The following is a 14,161-nucleotide window of genomic DNA, read 5'->3' as shown; positions in this document are numbered from 1 at the left end:
GTAGGACTACTCAGTTCGCGGCGGTACTTCCCACCTCCGCGCCGTCCGCTCCGGCGCTCCGCACCTCGGCGGGGGCGGCACCGTCGGACCGGCGGGGGCGGGACAGGGCGAGAACCGACACCGTTCCGGCGAGGCCGACCAGCGTGAGCCCGACGACGACGGCGATCGCGGTGGTCATCCCCGGCAGCAGCTGCCCGGGGAGGGCCTGCGTGCCGGCACTGGTCGTGATCGCCGTGACGACGGCCATCATGACGGCGCCGCCCACCTGGATGAAGGTGTTGAGCAGACCGGAGGCGAGGCCCTGCTCGTCGTCGTCCACACCCTCGGTGGCCTGCGAGTTCACGGCCGGGAACGTGAGGGCGAAGCCGACGCCGAGCAGCAGGATCGTCGGGAACAGGAACAGCCAGTAGCTGGCCCCCGCCTCCGCCCGGAGGAACCAGACGTACGCGCCGAGGAAGGCGGTGAGGCCCACAGCGACGAGGACGGTGCTGTTCACGCGGTCGAGGACGGCGTCGATCTTGGTGGCCGAGGCTACCACGAGCAGGCCCGCGGGCAGGAAGGCCAGCGACATGGCGACGGGGCTCCAGCCCAGGGAGTCCTGCACGTACAGCGTGACCAGGAACTGGAAGGCCGCGTAGCCGCCGAACATGACGAAGCCGGCGAGATTGGCGTGCACGAGCCGGACGGACTTCAGGATCGACAGGCGCACGAGCGGGTGCGGGTGCTTGACCTCGATCACGACGAAGGCGACGGCCAGCAGCGCGGACGCCGCGAACAGGGTGAGCACCGTCGGCGAGGCCCAGCCGAGGTGCGGCGCCTGGACCACCGTGTAGACGAGGATCAGCAGGGCGCCGGTCGACGTGACGGCGCCGGCCACGTCGAAGCGCCGCAGCGTGAAGGTCTCCGACGGTGCCGTGCGCGGGATGACCTTCCAGCCCAGGAGGACGAGCGCCAGCGCGATCGGGCCGGGGAACAGCAGGGTCAGCCGGTAGGAGACCTCGGTGAGCAGGCCGCCGAAGACGAGGCCCATCGAGAAGCCGGATGCGCCGGCGACCGTGTAGATGGAGAAGGCCTTGTTGCGGGCCGGCCCCTCGGCGAAGGTCGTGGTGATGATCGACAGTCCGGCGGGCACGGTGAAGGCCGCGGCGACGCCCTTGACGAAGCGCAGCGCGATGAGCGCGGCCGGCAGGTCGACGAAGGCCGTGGCGACGGAGGCCACGCCGAAGACCAGCACGGCGCCGAGGAAGACGGGGCGTCGCCCGAGCAGGTCCGCCGCGCGGCCGCCGAGCAGCAGCAGGCCGCCGTAGCCGAGGACGTAGCCGGAGACGATCCATTGCAGCGCGGACGGTTCCATGCCGAGCGCGGATTTGATGGAGGGCAGTGCCACACCCACCATCGAGATGTCGAGGGCGTCGAGGAACAGGGCGCCGCACAGGACGAGCAGGAGCAGCCAGGTGCGGGAGGTCCAGCCGGACGCCGTGGTGACGTGGAGCTCTTCCCGCCCGGGGTTCGGGTTCGACGGTGCTGTCGGGGGTTCGTGTGTCGTAGTCACACGGATGACTCTATGCGCACGCATTAAATGTGTCCACATTTAATGCTGAGGAATATTTTGCGACGGTCCGGTGTACACTGCGGACATGAGCGTCAAAGGCGACGTCGCTCCGGTCGACGCGAGTACCTGCACCCCGGCGGATGACGCGCTGGCGGAGCAGTGGCACCGGCTGATGCGCGACTACTCCCGGATGACCTGCGCCCTCGACCGCGCACTGTCGGCCCACGACCTGACGTCGTCGGAGTTCGAGGTCCTCGAACAGCTCGCCCGCGCCCACGCCACCGACCAGGGCAAGGTGCGCATGGCCGATCTCGCCGAGCACGTGCACCTGTCCCAGTCCGCACTGTCGCGGCTGGTGGCGCGCCTGGAGAAGGACGGGCTCGCCCTCCGCACCATGTGCCAGAGCGACCGCCGGTCGGTGTTCACCGCCATCACCGACCTCGGGCGCGAGCGGTACGCGGCGGCGCGGCCGACGCAACGGGCGGTGCTGCGCGCCGAATCGGCCGGGTGCGGGATGCGCGACTACCTCTGCGGCGACGAGGCCTGAGCCGGCCGCACCCTAGAGCTTCGTCAGCGTCACCGAGAGCCCCGGGTCGGTCGCCGCGCCGAGGTCGGTGGGCGTCGGGTCCGCGTCGATGACGTGCGCCCCCAGCGCCGCGATCATCACGCCGTTGTCGGTGCACAGCCGCGGCTTCGGCACGCGCAGCTCGATGCCCGCGGCGTCGCAGCGCTCCTGCGCCAGCGAGCGGATGCGGGAGTTCGCGGTGGCGCCGCCGCCGAGCACCATCGTCTCCACACCGACGTCCTGCGCGGCGCGGATCGCCTTGAAGGTCAAGACGTCCGCGACCGCCTCCTGGAAGGACGCGGCGATGTCCGGGACGTTCAGGGGACGGCCCGCCGCGTTCTCGGCCTCGACGTGCCGCGCGACGGCGGTCTTGAGCCCGCTGAAGGAGAAGTCGTGCCGGGCGTCCTGCTGCCGGGTCATCGCGCGCGGGAACCGGATCGCGTTCGGGTCGCCGTCGCGCGCCAGCCGGTCGATCACGGGGCCGCCAGGGTAGCCGAGACCGAGGAGGCGGGCCACCTTGTCGAAGGCCTCGCCCGCCGCGTCGTCCACCGTGGTGCCGAGTTCGACGATCGGGGCGCCCAGGTCGGTCACGTGCAGCAGGTGCGTGTGCCCGCCGGAGACGAGCAGCGCGATGCAGGGCGGCATCGGGCCGTGCTCCAGGGTGTCGACGGCGACGTGCCCGCCCAGGTGGTTGAGGCCGTAGAAGGGCACGTCCCACGCCGCCGCATAGGCTTTCGCGGCCGCCACGCCCACGAGCAGGGCGCCGGCGAGGCCGGGGCCGATGGTGACGGCGAGCGCATCGGGCCGGTCGATATCGGCTGCGGCGAGGGCGCGACGCATGGTCGGGACGATGGCCTCGAGGTGGGCGCGCGAGGCGACCTCGGGCACGACTCCCCCGTAGCGGGCGTGCTCGTCCTGGGACGACGCCACCTCGTCGGCGAGCAGGCGCGCAGTCTTCGATTCCGGATCCCACTCGACGATGCCGACTCCCGTCTCGTCGCACGAGCTCTCGATCCCCATGACGATCACTGCGCAGCCTCCTCCGGCTCTCTAGCGGCGGGCTCCCGCTTCATCGTGTAGGCGTCGGCTCCGGAGGGCCGGTAGTAGTTCTTCCGCACCCCGACGGTGACGAATCCGTTGCGTTCGTACAGGTTCCGGGCGGCGTCGTTATCCGTGCGCACCTCGAGGAAAACGGCACCACCGTGCCGGTCGGCCTCGCCCAGGAGCGTGCGCAACAGGGCGTAACCCACTCCGGCGCCCTGGTATTCGGGGTCGACGCCGATGGTGAGGACCTCGGACTCGGGGAAGAAGGTGTTGCCCAGTAGGCCGATGCCGGCGTAGCCGACGAGCCGGCCGCCCGCGTTCTCGTCGCGGGCGGCGAAGAAGCGGGTGTGTCGTTCCGGGGTGAACGCCGATGCGGGCCACGGACTGTCACCCTCGAACAGGATCGTCTCGAGCTCCGCGCAGCGGGCGGCCTCGTCGGGCCGCAGCGGCCCGATCGCGATCTCAGGCACGCGAGGCCATTTCGACGGCGTCGGGGCGGCGCAGGTACAGCGGCACGAGCGGCTGCGGCTCGGTGCCGAGCAGGTGCTTCCCGACCGCGACGAGGCTCGCCGGCGTGGGCGAACCCTCGACGACTCGCGCACCGTCGGTCTCCAGGTCCGCGGGCTTGATCACGCCCGGCCCGGCCGTGCGGGCACCGTCGGAGTACCGGGCCCAGTAGACCTCCTTGCGCCGGGCGTCGGTGACGACGACGACCTCCCCCGCCTCGCCGTGCGCGATGGCGTCGAGGCTGCACACGCCGTGCACCTCGATGCCGAGCGCATCACCGAAGGCGGCACCGGTGGCCATACCGACCCGCAGGCCCGTGAACGGTCCCGGGCCGCAGCCCACGATGACCGCGCCGAGATCGGTGCGCGCGAGTCCGGCCTCGGCGAGGCACTCGAGCAGGTACGGGACGAGGACCTCGGCGTGACCACGGGCGTGCGTGCGGTCGCGGCGGGCGAGCACCGCGCCGGTCGCAGCGTCGACGATGCCCACCGTGAGCGCCGGCGTGGCGGTGTCCAGGGCGAGCACGTACATATCTGCAGGTTACCGCCTCGGCGTGTCCGTCCCCGAATCCGCGCACACCGCCCCGGGCGACGAGGTCGCCGACGCCAGGGCACGAATGAACTGCGCGATGACCGCCCGCACCTCGGTCGACGCCGCCGACGGATCGTCGGCACGGGCGATGTAGAGCGCCGATTCGTCGAGCATCCCGAGGAGGACGTGCGCCAGCGGACGCACGGGCTGCCGCACCATCGCCCCCGTCTCCATCGCCCGGCTGAGGAGCGAGGAGATCACGGCGAGCCCGTACTTCTCGCCGCGGGCGCGCCAGCCCTCCCAGCCGAGCACGGCGGGCGCGTCGATCATGGTGATCCGCGTGATCCCGGGCGCCGACATCGCCGCCAGGAAGGCGTCGACGCCGACCAGCATGGTCTCCACCGGCGGCAGCTCCCCCGCCTCGGCGACGGCCCGCGCCGCGCCGCCGATCCACTCGTCCTCCACCGCGTCGAAGACGGCCTCGAACAATCCCCGCTTGTCGCCGAACTGGTGGTAGAGCGCGCCGCGGGTCACGCCCGCGGCCGCGACGATCGCCTGGGTGCCGACGCCCGCGTAGCCGTGCTCGGCGAACAGGGAGCGCGCGGCACCGATCAGCGCGGCGCGGGTCGCGGCGGTGCGCTCCGCCTGGGTGCGGCGGCCGCCCCGCTCCTCATCATTGACTTTCATACAGGTTGCACGTAACTTTCATACCGAGTGTTCGTAACTGCGCTCCGTACAGTAGTCCCCGACCCTCGGAAGGGCGCGCCATGCGGCGATTGCACCTGGTCACCAAGGCCGTCACCACGGCGGCACCCCACCTCGACGCAGCCGCGGAGGCCGGCGCCGGCACGGCGGCGGCACCGTCGGGAGGTCCGGCATGAGCCTCTCCTCGCTCCCCTCCGGCACTGTCCACTTCCAGGTCTACGGGCCCGAGACCACCGACCGTCCGCCCGTGCTGTTCGTGCACGGCGCGCTCGTCGACATGCAGTTGTGGGATCGGGTGGCCGGCACCCTGGGCGCGGCGGGGCACCGCTGCTGGTCGGCGACCTGGCCGCTCGGCTCGCACCGCATCGCCTGCCCGGACGCCGTCGCCGACGGTCCCCGCGGCGTCGCCCGGATGGTCGCCGCCTTCATCGAGGAGCAGGGCATCGCCGGGTGCACCCTCGTCGGCAACGACACGGGAGGCGCGATCTGCCAGTACCTGCTGCACGAGCGACCCGAGCTCGTCGGCCGGGTGGTGCTCACGAACTGCGACGCCTTCGAGACCTTTCCGCCGCAGCCCTTCGCGACGCTGTTCGCGCTGCTGCGGCGCCGGTCCCTGGTCCGGCCGCTGATGACGACGATGCGGTCCGTCGCCCTGCGGCACTCGCCGCTCGGCTTCGGACTGCTCGTCACCGATCCGGACCCGGGCGTGACCGCGTCCTGGGTGCGCCCCGCCCGGGTGGCCGCGAAGATCCGCACCGACCTCGCGACGCTCCTGGCCCGGATCGACCCGTCGGACCTGGCGCGGATCTCGCCCACGATGCGCGACTTCCCCGGGCCCGTGACGATCGTCTGGGGCATGGCGGACCGCTGCTTCACGCCCGCGCTCGGCCGCCGGCTCGCCGCCGCCTTCGGTGACGACAGGCCCGGCGGCGTGCGGTTCGTCGAGGTCGACGGCGCCCGCACCTTCGTCTCCCTCGACGCCCCGGCGGCCGTCGCGGACGCCGTCATCGACATCGCGGCGATCGGGTAGCACTCCCTCGGCATCAGCGGCGCCCGGACGGAGGGAGCAGATCTTTTCGTTCTCGTCCGTTCCTGTCAGTGGGCGGGTCCACGATGGAGTCATGAACGAGAACTCCGACCCCCTCCCCGACTGGGCACCCCTGGTCCGCGGCCTGCGCACCCGGTTCCGCACCCGCGACTTCGCGGCGGGCCTCGAACTGGTCACGGCCTTCGCCGCCGCGGCCGAGGCGGCGAACCACCACCCGGACATCACGTTGCGCTACGGCACCGTCGACGTGCTGCTCTACAGCCACGACACGGGCGGCGTCACCGACCGGGACCAGCAGCTCGCGGCGCGGTTCTCGGCCATCGCCCGGGAGCGGGAGATCAGCGCCGGCCCCGGCGAGCTCACGGTCGTCGAGCTGGGCCTGGACACGGACGACGCCACACAGATCGCGCCGTTCTGGTCGGCGCTGCTCGGGGCCGAGATCCAGGACGACGCGGACGGCATCGAGGTCCGCACGCACGGCGCGGACGCGATCCTGTGGTTCCAGCGCACCGAACCGCACGAGACCCCACGGCAGCGGTTCCACCTCGACGTGTGGGTCGATCCGCGCGAGGCGCGCAGCCGGATCGACGCCGCGATCGCGGCCGGCGGCCGGCTGGTCTCGGACGACGAGGCACCCTCGTTCTGGGTGCTGGCGGACGCCCAGGGCAACCACGCCTGCATCTGCACCGTCGCGGGCCGCGATTAGCACGGGTACCCCGGTACCAGGATCGGGGAGAAAGGTACCAGAAGCTCCGGGAACTCCTCGCCGTCGATCGCGCGGAACGGATCCTCGCGATCGGCCGGGACGCGGCGAGTCGATTGACGCCGGAGGACCGCGCCCGCATGCTCAACTTCGACGCGGAGCTCTACGACGAGGAGACGGGCCTGCCCCGATGATCGTCGACACCTCAGCTGTCATCGCGGTGCTGGCGGACGATCCGGATGCTCACCGTTACGCCCTGGCACTCAGCTTACGGTCGGGCCGAATGTCTGCGGGGAACTATCTCGAGGCGGGCATAATCGCGGACTCCACTCTCAATCCGGTCATCGCGCGGCGCCTCGACGAGCTTCTCGCCCAATCGGGAATCACGATCGAGCCGGTCACACACCACCACGCAGCGCTCGCTCGGCAGGCCTATCGCGACGTCGGCCGCGGCAGTGGCCACCCGGCGAAGCTCGACTTCGGCGATTGCTTCGCCTACGCCCTCGCGATCGACGCGGGTGAACCACTGCTCTGGAAGGGAGACGACTTCTCGCACACCGGCATCGCCTCGGCCCTCCCCACGGAGTAAGTGCGATCAGGCCCCGTCGACCCACTCCCAGGTGGCGGTGCGCACGTCGGTTCCCTCCGCCCGGCGCAGCCGCACCAGGAGATGACGGTCCGTGAGACGCTCCGCGATGCCCTCGCCCCACTCCACGACGACGACGCAGTCCTCGAGGTCGGTGTCGAGGTCGAGGGCGTCCAGCTCGTCGAGCCCGCCCAGCCGGTAGGCGTCGACGTGGACCAGCCCGGGCCCGCCCGGCACCCCGGCGCGATGCTCGCGGGCGATGATGAACGTGGGCGACGAGACCCGGCCGACCACCCCGAGCCCCGCGGCGATCCCGCGGGTCAATGCCGTCTTCCCGGCCCCGAGCGGACCGTCGAGGATGACCAGGTCACCGGCCGCCAGCTGCGCCGCGAGTTCCCGGCCGAGGGCCTCGGTGTCCTCGACCTCGGGCAGCACCCGCTCGCCGTGCACCGGCCCCGCGTTCACCGCGCGACCGCCCGCGCCACCAGGTCGGCGACTGCGCGCGCGACCCGCGGCGCCGACTCGAGGATGAGCATGTGCCCCGTCTCGGTGAGCACGATCAGTTCGGAATCCAGTTCCTCGGCAAGGACTTTCGACTTGCGCAGGGGCGTCATCCAGTCGTGGTCGCCGCACACCACCGAGGTCTCGATGCGGCGGAGTACCGGCACGGCGCCGCGCTCGTCGTAGTCCTCCAGCGCGGGCATGAAACCCGCATAGGTCGCGAGCGGCGCCGTGAGGCTCATGGTCGAGGAGAAGTCCGTCATCGTGGCACTCCGGTCACCCGGCGCGTAGGCGCCGGCGGTCACGAAGGGCGCCGCGAGCGGCGCGATCACCTCGCGTCCGCGGCCGACCACCGAGGGCAGGAAGCGGATCGCGACCCGGACCACGTCGAGAACCGGATTGCGCAGGGCGGCGGCGAGTCCCACGTCCGTCAGCGCGTGCGAGGCGGTGCCCAGCAGCGACGCGCCGACCACGCGCGACCCGATCAACTCGGGGTGCCCGGTGGCCAGCGCGCAGATCGCCATACCGCCCATCGAATGTCCGACGAGGACGACCGGCCCCTCGGGAACCAGCGTCCGAATGACGGTGGCGATGTCGTCACCCAGCAGCCCGACGGTGCTCTGCTCGGGGGTGCACGCGCCGGAGTCCCCGTGGCCCCGGCAGTCCGGGAAGACCATCCGGACATCGTCGCCCCACCGCGCCTGCAATTCGTTGCGCATCAGCACCCAGGACGCGGTGCGCAGCGTGAAGCCGTGGACGAAGAGCACCGTCACCGGCGCGGTGCGGGGACCGACCTCGCGGACGTGCAGCGGGACCCCGTCGTCGCTCATGACGATCGTCTCCCGGTCCGACCGGAACACCAGGTCGTCGGGTGTGACGGGGTCGTCGCCGGCCCCGCGGACCCCGAGAACCCTTGCCGCGGTGGCGATCCCCGTCAGGACGGCGACGGCGACGCCCGTGCTCAGGCCCGCGAGCAGGGCCGGGCCGGGCACGCGTGCGGGGATGTGGATCCGGCCGCGATCGTCGTTGTTCACACTGCCCCCGTGTACGTCCGCACCGCGCGCCCGCGGACACCGGTGAGGACCTCGTAGTCGATGGTGCCGAGCAACTCCGCCCAGTCGGAGGCGCGGTCGGCGGCGGGCGCGTCGCCGAACAGCACCGCGGTATCGCCCTCGGAGACGCCGCCACCATCGGGCCCGAGGTCGATCACGCTCTGGTCCATGCAGACCCGGCCCACCTGGGGGAACCGCCGCCCGCCGATCGCGACCTCGATGCGCCCGCTCAGGGGCCGCCAGACGCCGTCGGCGTAGCCCGCGGGGATCAGCCCGACGACGGTGTCGCGCGGAGCGATCCAGGTGTGCCCGTAGCTGACGCCGTCGCCCCGGCGGAGCCGCTTGATCAGGATGACCGGCGCCGCGAAGGTCATCACCTGCCGGAGGCCGAAGTCCCTGCCGGGCACCGGGATCCCGCCGTACAGCGCGATGCCGGGGCGGACCAGGTCGAAGTGCAGGTCGGGGCGGGTCAGCGCGGCCGCGGAGTTCGCGGCGTGCACCTGCGTGGGCCGCAGGCCGTGCGCCCGCGCGTCGGCGACGGTGGCGGCGAGCGCCTCGCGCTGCACGTCGAGGTGCGGATGCTCGGGCTCGTCGGCGTGCGCGAGGTGGGTGAACAGGCCCTGCAGTTCGACGGCGCCGGCCCGCTCGGCCTCGACCAGGGCGTCCCGCACCGCGGGCCATTCGTCCGGGGCGACGCCGTTGCGGTTCAGGCCCGTGTCGACCTTCGCGTGCACCGTCGCGGGCCGCCCGACGGCCTTCGCGGCCGCGACGACGGCCGCGAGCTGCCGCGGCGAGCTCACGCCGATCCGCACGTCCGCGTCGATCGCCCGCTCGTAGCCGCTCGTGCTGAGCCAGCTCAACAGCGGCACCGTGACCCCGGCCTCGCGGAGGGCGAGGGCCTCGTCGATGGTGGTCACCCCGATCTCGGTGGCACCGCCGGCGAGCACGGCGCGGGCGACGGGCAGCGCGCCGTGGCCGTACGCATCGGCCTTGAGCACGGCCATCACGGCCGCGTCCGGCGCATGCTCGGCGACGACGCGCGTGTTGTGCGCGACCGCACCCAGGTCGATCTGCGCGGTCAGTCGGTCCAGCCCGGACGCCGGGATCTGTGAGTTCATGGCACCGTCAGCCTAGTCGGCGAGCTTCTCGCGCAGCACGTCCGGCACGGCCGCACTGATCGCGGAGGCGTGGGTCGGTGCGCCGTCGGCGGCGCGGGCGGCGGCCAGGCCGTGCACCCGCGCGGCGCAGGCGGCGGCATCGAGCGGGGCCAGCCCCGACGCGAGGAGCTTGCCGACGAGGCCGGTCAGCACGTCGCCGGAGCCGGGTGTGGCGGCCCAGGACGATCCCGCGGTGTCGGCGACCGCCGTCCCGTCCGGCGCGGCGATCACGGTGACGTGCCCCTTGAGCAGTACCGTCGCGTCGAACTCGCGCGCCGCCTCGCGGGCCGCCTCGACCCGGTCGTTGCCGATGGGGCCGACGAGCCGGGCGAACTCCCCGGCGTGCGGCGTGAGGACCGTCGGCGCGGTGCGCCCGGCCAGCAGACCCGGATGTTCGGCGAGCAGGGTGAGCGCGTCCGCGTCGAGCACCGTCGGCAGGTCCTGGTCGAGCACCCGGGCCAGCCGGTCCGCCGCGGCACCGTCGGTGCCCATCCCGGGACCGGCGGCCCAGGCCTGCACGCGGCCCGCGGCCGCGACGTCCTCGCTCGCGACCGCTTCGGGCCAGGCGGCCAGCACCGCATCGCGGGCGGTGCCCGCGTACCGGACCATGCCCGACGTGGCGCGGATCGCCGCGCCCGTCGCCAGCACGGCGGCGCCGGGGTACCTCTCGCTCCCGGCGACGACACCGAGTACGCCGAGGCTGTACTTGTCGTCGGCGGGCCCGGGGACGGGCCACAGCGCGGCGAGGTCGGCGTCCTCGTAGGAGCGCAGCTCGCCCGGTCCGAGGCCCAGGCCGATGTCGATTAGGTCCACGCGGCCGCAGTGGGCCGGGTTCAGGGCGTGGACGGGTTTGCGGGCGCCGAAGGCGACGGTGACCGCCGCCGCGACGGCCGGCCCGTGGACGACGCCGGTGTTCACATCCACGCCCGACGGGGTGTCCGCCGCGACGATCGGGGCCGTGATCGCAGCGACGAGGGCCGCGGCGTCGGGCCGCAGCGCCCCGCGCGCGCTGATCCCGACGATGCCGTCGACGACCAGGTCGGGCCGGGACGGCGCGCTGACGACGCGGCCGCCGGCACGGCGCAGAGCCCGCAGCCCCGCCGCGTGGGCGCGGTCGGGGGCCAGCAGCACCGCCTCCACCGCCACGCCGCGCCTGCGGAGGAAGGCGCCCGCGAACAGGGCGTCGCCGCCGTTGTCGCCGGAGCCGACGAGCAGGGTGACCCGGCGCCCCGCGATGCCGCCCGTGCGGGTGGCCAGCTCCTCGGCGCAGACCCGCGCGAGGCCGTAGGCGGCCCGACGCATGAGGGCGCCCGCGGGCAACGCAGCGAGCAGGGAACTCTCCGCCGCGCGCACGGAGTCGGGAAGGTGATAGTGCCGCACGCCGCCACGGTACGGCAGCGTCCACGCACGCGAGCGCGTGACGCGGACCGCCGAGCCCGGCATGCGACGTCGTTCATCCGCTAACGTGAGCGGCGTGACGGATGCGAACAAGCTGGTGAAGCAGTTGCGGCGCCGCGGGCCGCACCGCGTGCTCAAGGGCGACCTGGGCGTTGCGGGGCTGCTGGGCGCGATCTACACGCCCGAGAGCGGCTCGAACCTGCCCGCGGTGGCCTTCGCGCACGACTGGCTGACCCCGGCGAGGCGCTACGCCGGGACGCTGCAGCACCTCGCCTCCTGGGGCCTCGTGGTCGCGGCCCCGGACACCGAGGGCGGGGTGTTGGCCTCGGACGGGCGCCTCGCGATCGACCTGGGCACCGCACTCGACGTGATCACCGAGGTCCGCTTGGGCGACGGCGCGATCACGGTGAACAAGGCCAAGCGCGCCGTCGTCGGGCACGGCTGGGGCACCGGCGCCGCGCTCATCGCCGCCGCCGCGGACCCCCGCATCGAGTGGCTGTCGGCGCTGTTCCCCGCACCCACGTCTCCCCGGGCCGAGAAGGCCGCCACCGAGACGCACGCGACCGCACAGATCCTGGCGGCCGCCGGCGACGAACACTCGATGTCCTCCAACGCCGGCGTGCTGTCGCTGCGTTACGCGGGCCCGTCGGAGTTGCGGCTCGTCCCGGACACCGAGCCCGGCGGGCTCGCCGAGGGGATCTCCGTCCGGGGTGCGCTGGGCGCCGGCGGCGCCGACAAGACGACGCAGAAGATCGTCCGCGCCCTGCTCACCGGCTACCTGCTAGGCGGGCTCGGCGGTGACAAGGAGTACAAGGCCTTCGCGGAGCCCGGCGCGGATCTCGGCGAGAGCTCCTTCGTCTGGGATCCGAACGCGGAACCCGAGCAGCCCAGCGCGCTCCAGCGCCTGCGCAGCCTGGTCTGATTCCCGCGTTCAATCCGCGGTGAGCCAGGACAGCGGCAGGTCCGCATGCGCGATCACGGGGATCGGCTGCGTGATCTCCGCCGCCGGCAGGGTCACACCGGCGGCCCGCAACAGGTCGTCGTACAGGTCGCGGCGCGCGGCGATGCGCACCGCGCGGGCGTGGTCCTCGGGCTTCGGATCACTGCTGGTCATCACCGGCTCCTAGGGCGCGCTGGTCGCGAACTCGGCGCCGCTCCCCTGCTCAGCGGATTCCTCCGGCGGGCACGGTTCCCCGTCCGGCGCCGGGGCCGGTGACTGCGGCCCGGGAACGGGCTTCCCCGACGGGGCGGCCGGCGGTACGACCGGCGCGACCGACGGTGCCGCCCCCGCGGCGGAACCACCCGCCGGGGAAACTCCCGACGGGGCGTTTCCGCCGGGCGTTCCCGGCGCGCCGGCCTGACCCACGCTGGGCGTGGCGCCGGCGGGGGCGCTCGTCCCCGCCACGGGCTTGTTCGGCCCCGGCTGGCCCTCGCCCGGCGGGTTCGTGCCCGGCACGGTCGCGCCGGCCCTGTCCTTCGCGTCGAGCGGCGTCAGCGTGCCGTCCGCGCCGACCTTGAGCGTCGCCTTCTCGACGGTGCCGTCCGGCTTCTTGGCGGTCACCTCCACCGTTGTGCCGTCCGGGCTGAGTACGGCGGTCACCGTGCGGCCGAGGGCGTCCGTGCCGAGCACCGTCCGGCCTTTGCCCGGGCCCTTGTCGGTGTCCTCACCGTCCTTGCCGGCGTCCTTGCCGGCTTTGTCCGCGGTCTTGTCCCCGTCGCCCTTGTCCTTATCGCCGAGACCGAGCTGTTCGGCGATCTTGGGCAGCAACTGCGAGAGCCACGACGAGCCGCTGTCCTTACCCGCCCCGGTGCCCACGCTCGGCATCCCACCCGGCGTCCCGCTCGGCGTCGCGCTCGACGGAGCGGTGGCCGCGGGGCTGGTCGACGTGGGGCTCGTCGGGCTCGCGCCGGTCGGAGCGGCACTGGACGGGGTGGGGCTCGTCGGGGACGCGCCGGTCGGGCTCGCGGTGGACGGGCTCGCCGACGTGGGGCTTCCCGAGCCCGGCGAACCGCTGCCGCCGCTTCCTCCGCCTCCCCTGCCTCCGCCACCGTTCCCACCACCGTTCCCGCCGCCGGGCACGTCCTGTGTCCGGCCGGTGATGCTGCCGAACGACGGGGCGGGGAAGGCGGTCGAGTCGATCCCCGTCGCTGCTGCGGGCACCGTGGCGTAGGCGGCCTGCACCGACGAGACGCAGGTGGCGATGATCTCGTTGAAGCGGGTGAGGTCCTCCGCCAGCTGCTTCTCGAAGCGTTCCACCAACGCCTGCGCCTGCTTCACGCTCGCGATGCCTCCGACAGGATTGACGAGGACGGCCCCCACCGCCGCCGCGGTCGTGAGGCCGTCGCCGGTTCCGGCGTCGCCGAGACCGAAGGCCTCCTTGTCGAATTCGCTGAGTCCGGAGACCTTCGCGGCGACGGCGGCGGCCACTGCGCCGGGCACCGCCGCGGCGGCGGTGGCGGTCTTCTCCAGAACCGCGGCCACCGGTTCGCTGCGCTTCTGGTGCGCGGTCAACGTGGCGACGGCAGCGGTGCCCGCGTTGTCCGGCCACGCCGTCTGGACGCCGGAACGCGCGGTGGCTTGGTCCGTCGCCGCCTGCCGCGCCGCCGTGGCCTGCTGCCGCAGCATGACCGCGTCGCCGCGCAGGGCGGCGAGATCGATGCCGCGCTCGTTGTCGTACGTGCGACAGACGTGGTCGCGCCAATCCGGCCACGACTTGCTGGAGATCACCTTCGCGATGTCCAGCATCTCCTTGAAGTACTGCAGGCAGCTCGCCCCGCCGTCGAGCATCTGATCGACGGTCTTCTCCGCCAC

Annotated in this window: 16 protein-coding genes; 5 read left to right on the top strand and 11 right to left on the bottom strand. The window is 73.2% G+C overall.

The features are described 5' to 3' along the window. Positions 1-10 precede the first annotated feature (10 nt). Positions 11-1,576, bottom strand: a complete 1,566-nt coding sequence (locus AC21LY_RS05805; RefSeq protein WP_489045354.1) for an MFS transporter — start codon at positions 1,574-1,576, stop codon at positions 11-13. Positions 1,577-1,637: 61 nt separating this feature from the next. Here AC21LY_RS05805 and AC21LY_RS05800 point away from each other — a divergent pair, with 61 nt between their 5' ends. Beyond that, positions 1,638-2,099: a MarR family winged helix-turn-helix transcriptional regulator gene (locus AC21LY_RS05800; protein ID WP_489045353.1), complete on the top strand. Its 462-nt coding sequence runs from the start codon at positions 1,638-1,640 to the stop codon at positions 2,097-2,099. 12 nt (positions 2,100-2,111) lie between these two features. Here the strand turns inward: AC21LY_RS05800 and tsaD are convergent, their stop codons facing one another. From tsaD to AC21LY_RS05780, 4 genes are read right to left on the bottom strand one after another with little or no spacing between them, the layout of a single operon-like run. Continuing rightward, complete coding sequence (gene tsaD / locus AC21LY_RS05795) at positions 2,112-3,146, bottom strand: tRNA (adenosine(37)-N6)-threonylcarbamoyltransferase complex transferase subunit TsaD (protein WP_489045352.1); 1,035 nt, start codon at positions 3,144-3,146, stop codon at positions 2,112-2,114. Then, a complete protein-coding gene (gene rimI, locus AC21LY_RS05790; RefSeq protein WP_489045351.1) occupies positions 3,143-3,631 on the bottom strand; it encodes a ribosomal protein S18-alanine N-acetyltransferase in 489 nt (162 codons plus the stop codon). Before rimI ends, tsaD begins: the two co-directional genes overlap by 4 nt. Next, a complete protein-coding gene (tsaB, locus tag AC21LY_RS05785) occupies positions 3,624-4,199 on the bottom strand; it encodes a tRNA (adenosine(37)-N6)-threonylcarbamoyltransferase complex dimerization subunit type 1 TsaB (protein WP_489045350.1) in 576 nt (191 codons plus the stop codon). The genes rimI and tsaB overlap by 8 nt, the downstream gene beginning before the upstream one ends. Positions 4,200-4,208: 9 nt before the next feature. Further along, positions 4,209-4,886 (bottom strand): TetR/AcrR family transcriptional regulator, encoded by a 678-nt coding sequence (locus AC21LY_RS05780; protein ID WP_489045349.1) that lies wholly within the window; start codon positions 4,884-4,886, stop codon positions 4,209-4,211. A 190-nt stretch (positions 4,887-5,076) separates the two neighbouring features. Between AC21LY_RS05780 and AC21LY_RS05775 the strand changes: the two genes are divergently transcribed. From AC21LY_RS05775 to AC21LY_RS05765, 3 genes are all read left to right on the top strand, one after another. Then, entirely contained in the window at positions 5,077-5,934 is an 858-nt protein-coding gene (locus AC21LY_RS05775) for an alpha/beta fold hydrolase (protein WP_489045348.1), read from the top strand. A 91-nt stretch (positions 5,935-6,025) separates the two neighbouring features. Continuing rightward, on the top strand, positions 6,026-6,658 hold the full coding sequence (locus tag AC21LY_RS05770; protein ID WP_489045347.1) for a 4a-hydroxytetrahydrobiopterin dehydratase: 633 nt from the start codon (positions 6,026-6,028) through the stop codon (positions 6,656-6,658). A gap of 187 nt (positions 6,659-6,845) precedes the next feature. Next, positions 6,846-7,244: a type II toxin-antitoxin system VapC family toxin gene (locus AC21LY_RS05765; protein ID WP_489045346.1), complete on the top strand. Its 399-nt coding sequence runs from the start codon at positions 6,846-6,848 to the stop codon at positions 7,242-7,244. A 6-nt stretch (positions 7,245-7,250) separates the two neighbouring features. Here the strand turns inward: AC21LY_RS05765 and tsaE are convergent, their stop codons facing one another. From tsaE to AC21LY_RS05745, 4 genes are read right to left on the bottom strand one after another with little or no spacing between them, the layout of a single operon-like run. Beyond that, positions 7,251-7,706 (bottom strand): tRNA (adenosine(37)-N6)-threonylcarbamoyltransferase complex ATPase subunit type 1 TsaE, encoded by a 456-nt coding sequence (gene tsaE / locus AC21LY_RS05760; protein WP_489045345.1) that lies wholly within the window; start codon positions 7,704-7,706, stop codon positions 7,251-7,253. Further along, positions 7,703-8,776: an alpha/beta fold hydrolase gene (locus AC21LY_RS05755; protein WP_489045344.1), complete on the bottom strand. Its 1,074-nt coding sequence runs from the start codon at positions 8,774-8,776 to the stop codon at positions 7,703-7,705. Before AC21LY_RS05755 ends, tsaE begins: the two co-directional genes overlap by 4 nt. After that, on the bottom strand, positions 8,773-9,912 hold the full coding sequence (alr, locus tag AC21LY_RS05750; RefSeq protein ID WP_489045343.1) for an alanine racemase: 1,140 nt from the start codon (positions 9,910-9,912) through the stop codon (positions 8,773-8,775). Before alr ends, AC21LY_RS05755 begins: the two co-directional genes overlap by 4 nt. Before the next feature lie 12 nt (positions 9,913-9,924). Continuing rightward, complete coding sequence (locus tag AC21LY_RS05745; protein WP_489045342.1) at positions 9,925-11,331, bottom strand: NAD(P)H-hydrate dehydratase; 1,407 nt, start codon at positions 11,329-11,331, stop codon at positions 9,925-9,927. A 61-nt stretch (positions 11,332-11,392) separates the two neighbouring features. Here AC21LY_RS05745 and AC21LY_RS05740 point away from each other — a divergent pair, with 61 nt between their 5' ends. Beyond that, positions 11,393-12,271, top strand: coding sequence for a dienelactone hydrolase family protein (locus AC21LY_RS05740; protein ID WP_489045341.1), 879 nt, complete (start codon positions 11,393-11,395; stop codon positions 12,269-12,271). A gap of 9 nt (positions 12,272-12,280) precedes the next feature. On the opposite strand, the gene AC21LY_RS05735 is transcribed toward AC21LY_RS05740, so the two are convergent. Together AC21LY_RS05735 and AC21LY_RS05730 are read right to left on the bottom strand one after the other, a co-directional pair. After that, positions 12,281-12,463, bottom strand: a complete 183-nt coding sequence (locus AC21LY_RS05735; protein ID WP_489045340.1) for a hypothetical protein — start codon at positions 12,461-12,463, stop codon at positions 12,281-12,283. A gap of 9 nt (positions 12,464-12,472) precedes the next feature. Next, on the bottom strand, positions 12,473-14,161 hold the full coding sequence (locus tag AC21LY_RS05730; RefSeq protein ID WP_489045339.1) for a hypothetical protein: 1,689 nt from the start codon (positions 14,159-14,161) through the stop codon (positions 12,473-12,475).

It is taken from the genome of Tsukamurella sp. II2bb (genome assembly GCF_057815145.1).
The sequence above is the reverse complement of the archived record's forward strand: the minus strand, read 5'-3'. Positions and strand labels throughout refer to the sequence as shown.

Bases quoted from the DNA above. Each gene is read 5' to 3' on its own strand.
- AC21LY_RS05805 (WP_489045354.1), bottom strand. From the start codon at position 1,576: ATGCGTGCGCATAGAGTCATCCGTGTGACTACGACACACGAACCCCCG.
- AC21LY_RS05775 (WP_489045348.1), top strand. From the start codon at position 5,077: ATGAGCCTCTCCTCGCTCCCCTCCGGCACTGTCCACTTCCAGGTCTAC.
- AC21LY_RS05735 (WP_489045340.1), bottom strand. From the start codon at position 12,463: ATGACCAGCAGTGATCCGAAGCCCGAGGACCACGCCCGCGCGGTGCGC.
- AC21LY_RS05765 (WP_489045346.1), top strand. From the start codon at position 6,846: ATGATCGTCGACACCTCAGCTGTCATCGCGGTGCTGGCGGACGATCCG.
- AC21LY_RS05780 (WP_489045349.1), bottom strand. From the start codon at position 4,886: ATGAAAGTCAATGATGAGGAGCGGGGCGGCCGCCGCACCCAGGCGGAG.
- AC21LY_RS05740 (WP_489045341.1), top strand. From the start codon at position 11,393: ATGCGACGTCGTTCATCCGCTAACGTGAGCGGCGTGACGGATGCGAAC.
- AC21LY_RS05800 (WP_489045353.1), top strand. From the start codon at position 1,638: ATGAGCGTCAAAGGCGACGTCGCTCCGGTCGACGCGAGTACCTGCACC.
- alr (WP_489045343.1), bottom strand. From the start codon at position 9,912: ATGAACTCACAGATCCCGGCGTCCGGGCTGGACCGACTGACCGCGCAG.
- tsaB (WP_489045350.1), bottom strand. From the start codon at position 4,199: ATGTACGTGCTCGCCCTGGACACCGCCACGCCGGCGCTCACGGTGGGC.
- AC21LY_RS05770 (WP_489045347.1), top strand. From the start codon at position 6,026: ATGAACGAGAACTCCGACCCCCTCCCCGACTGGGCACCCCTGGTCCGC.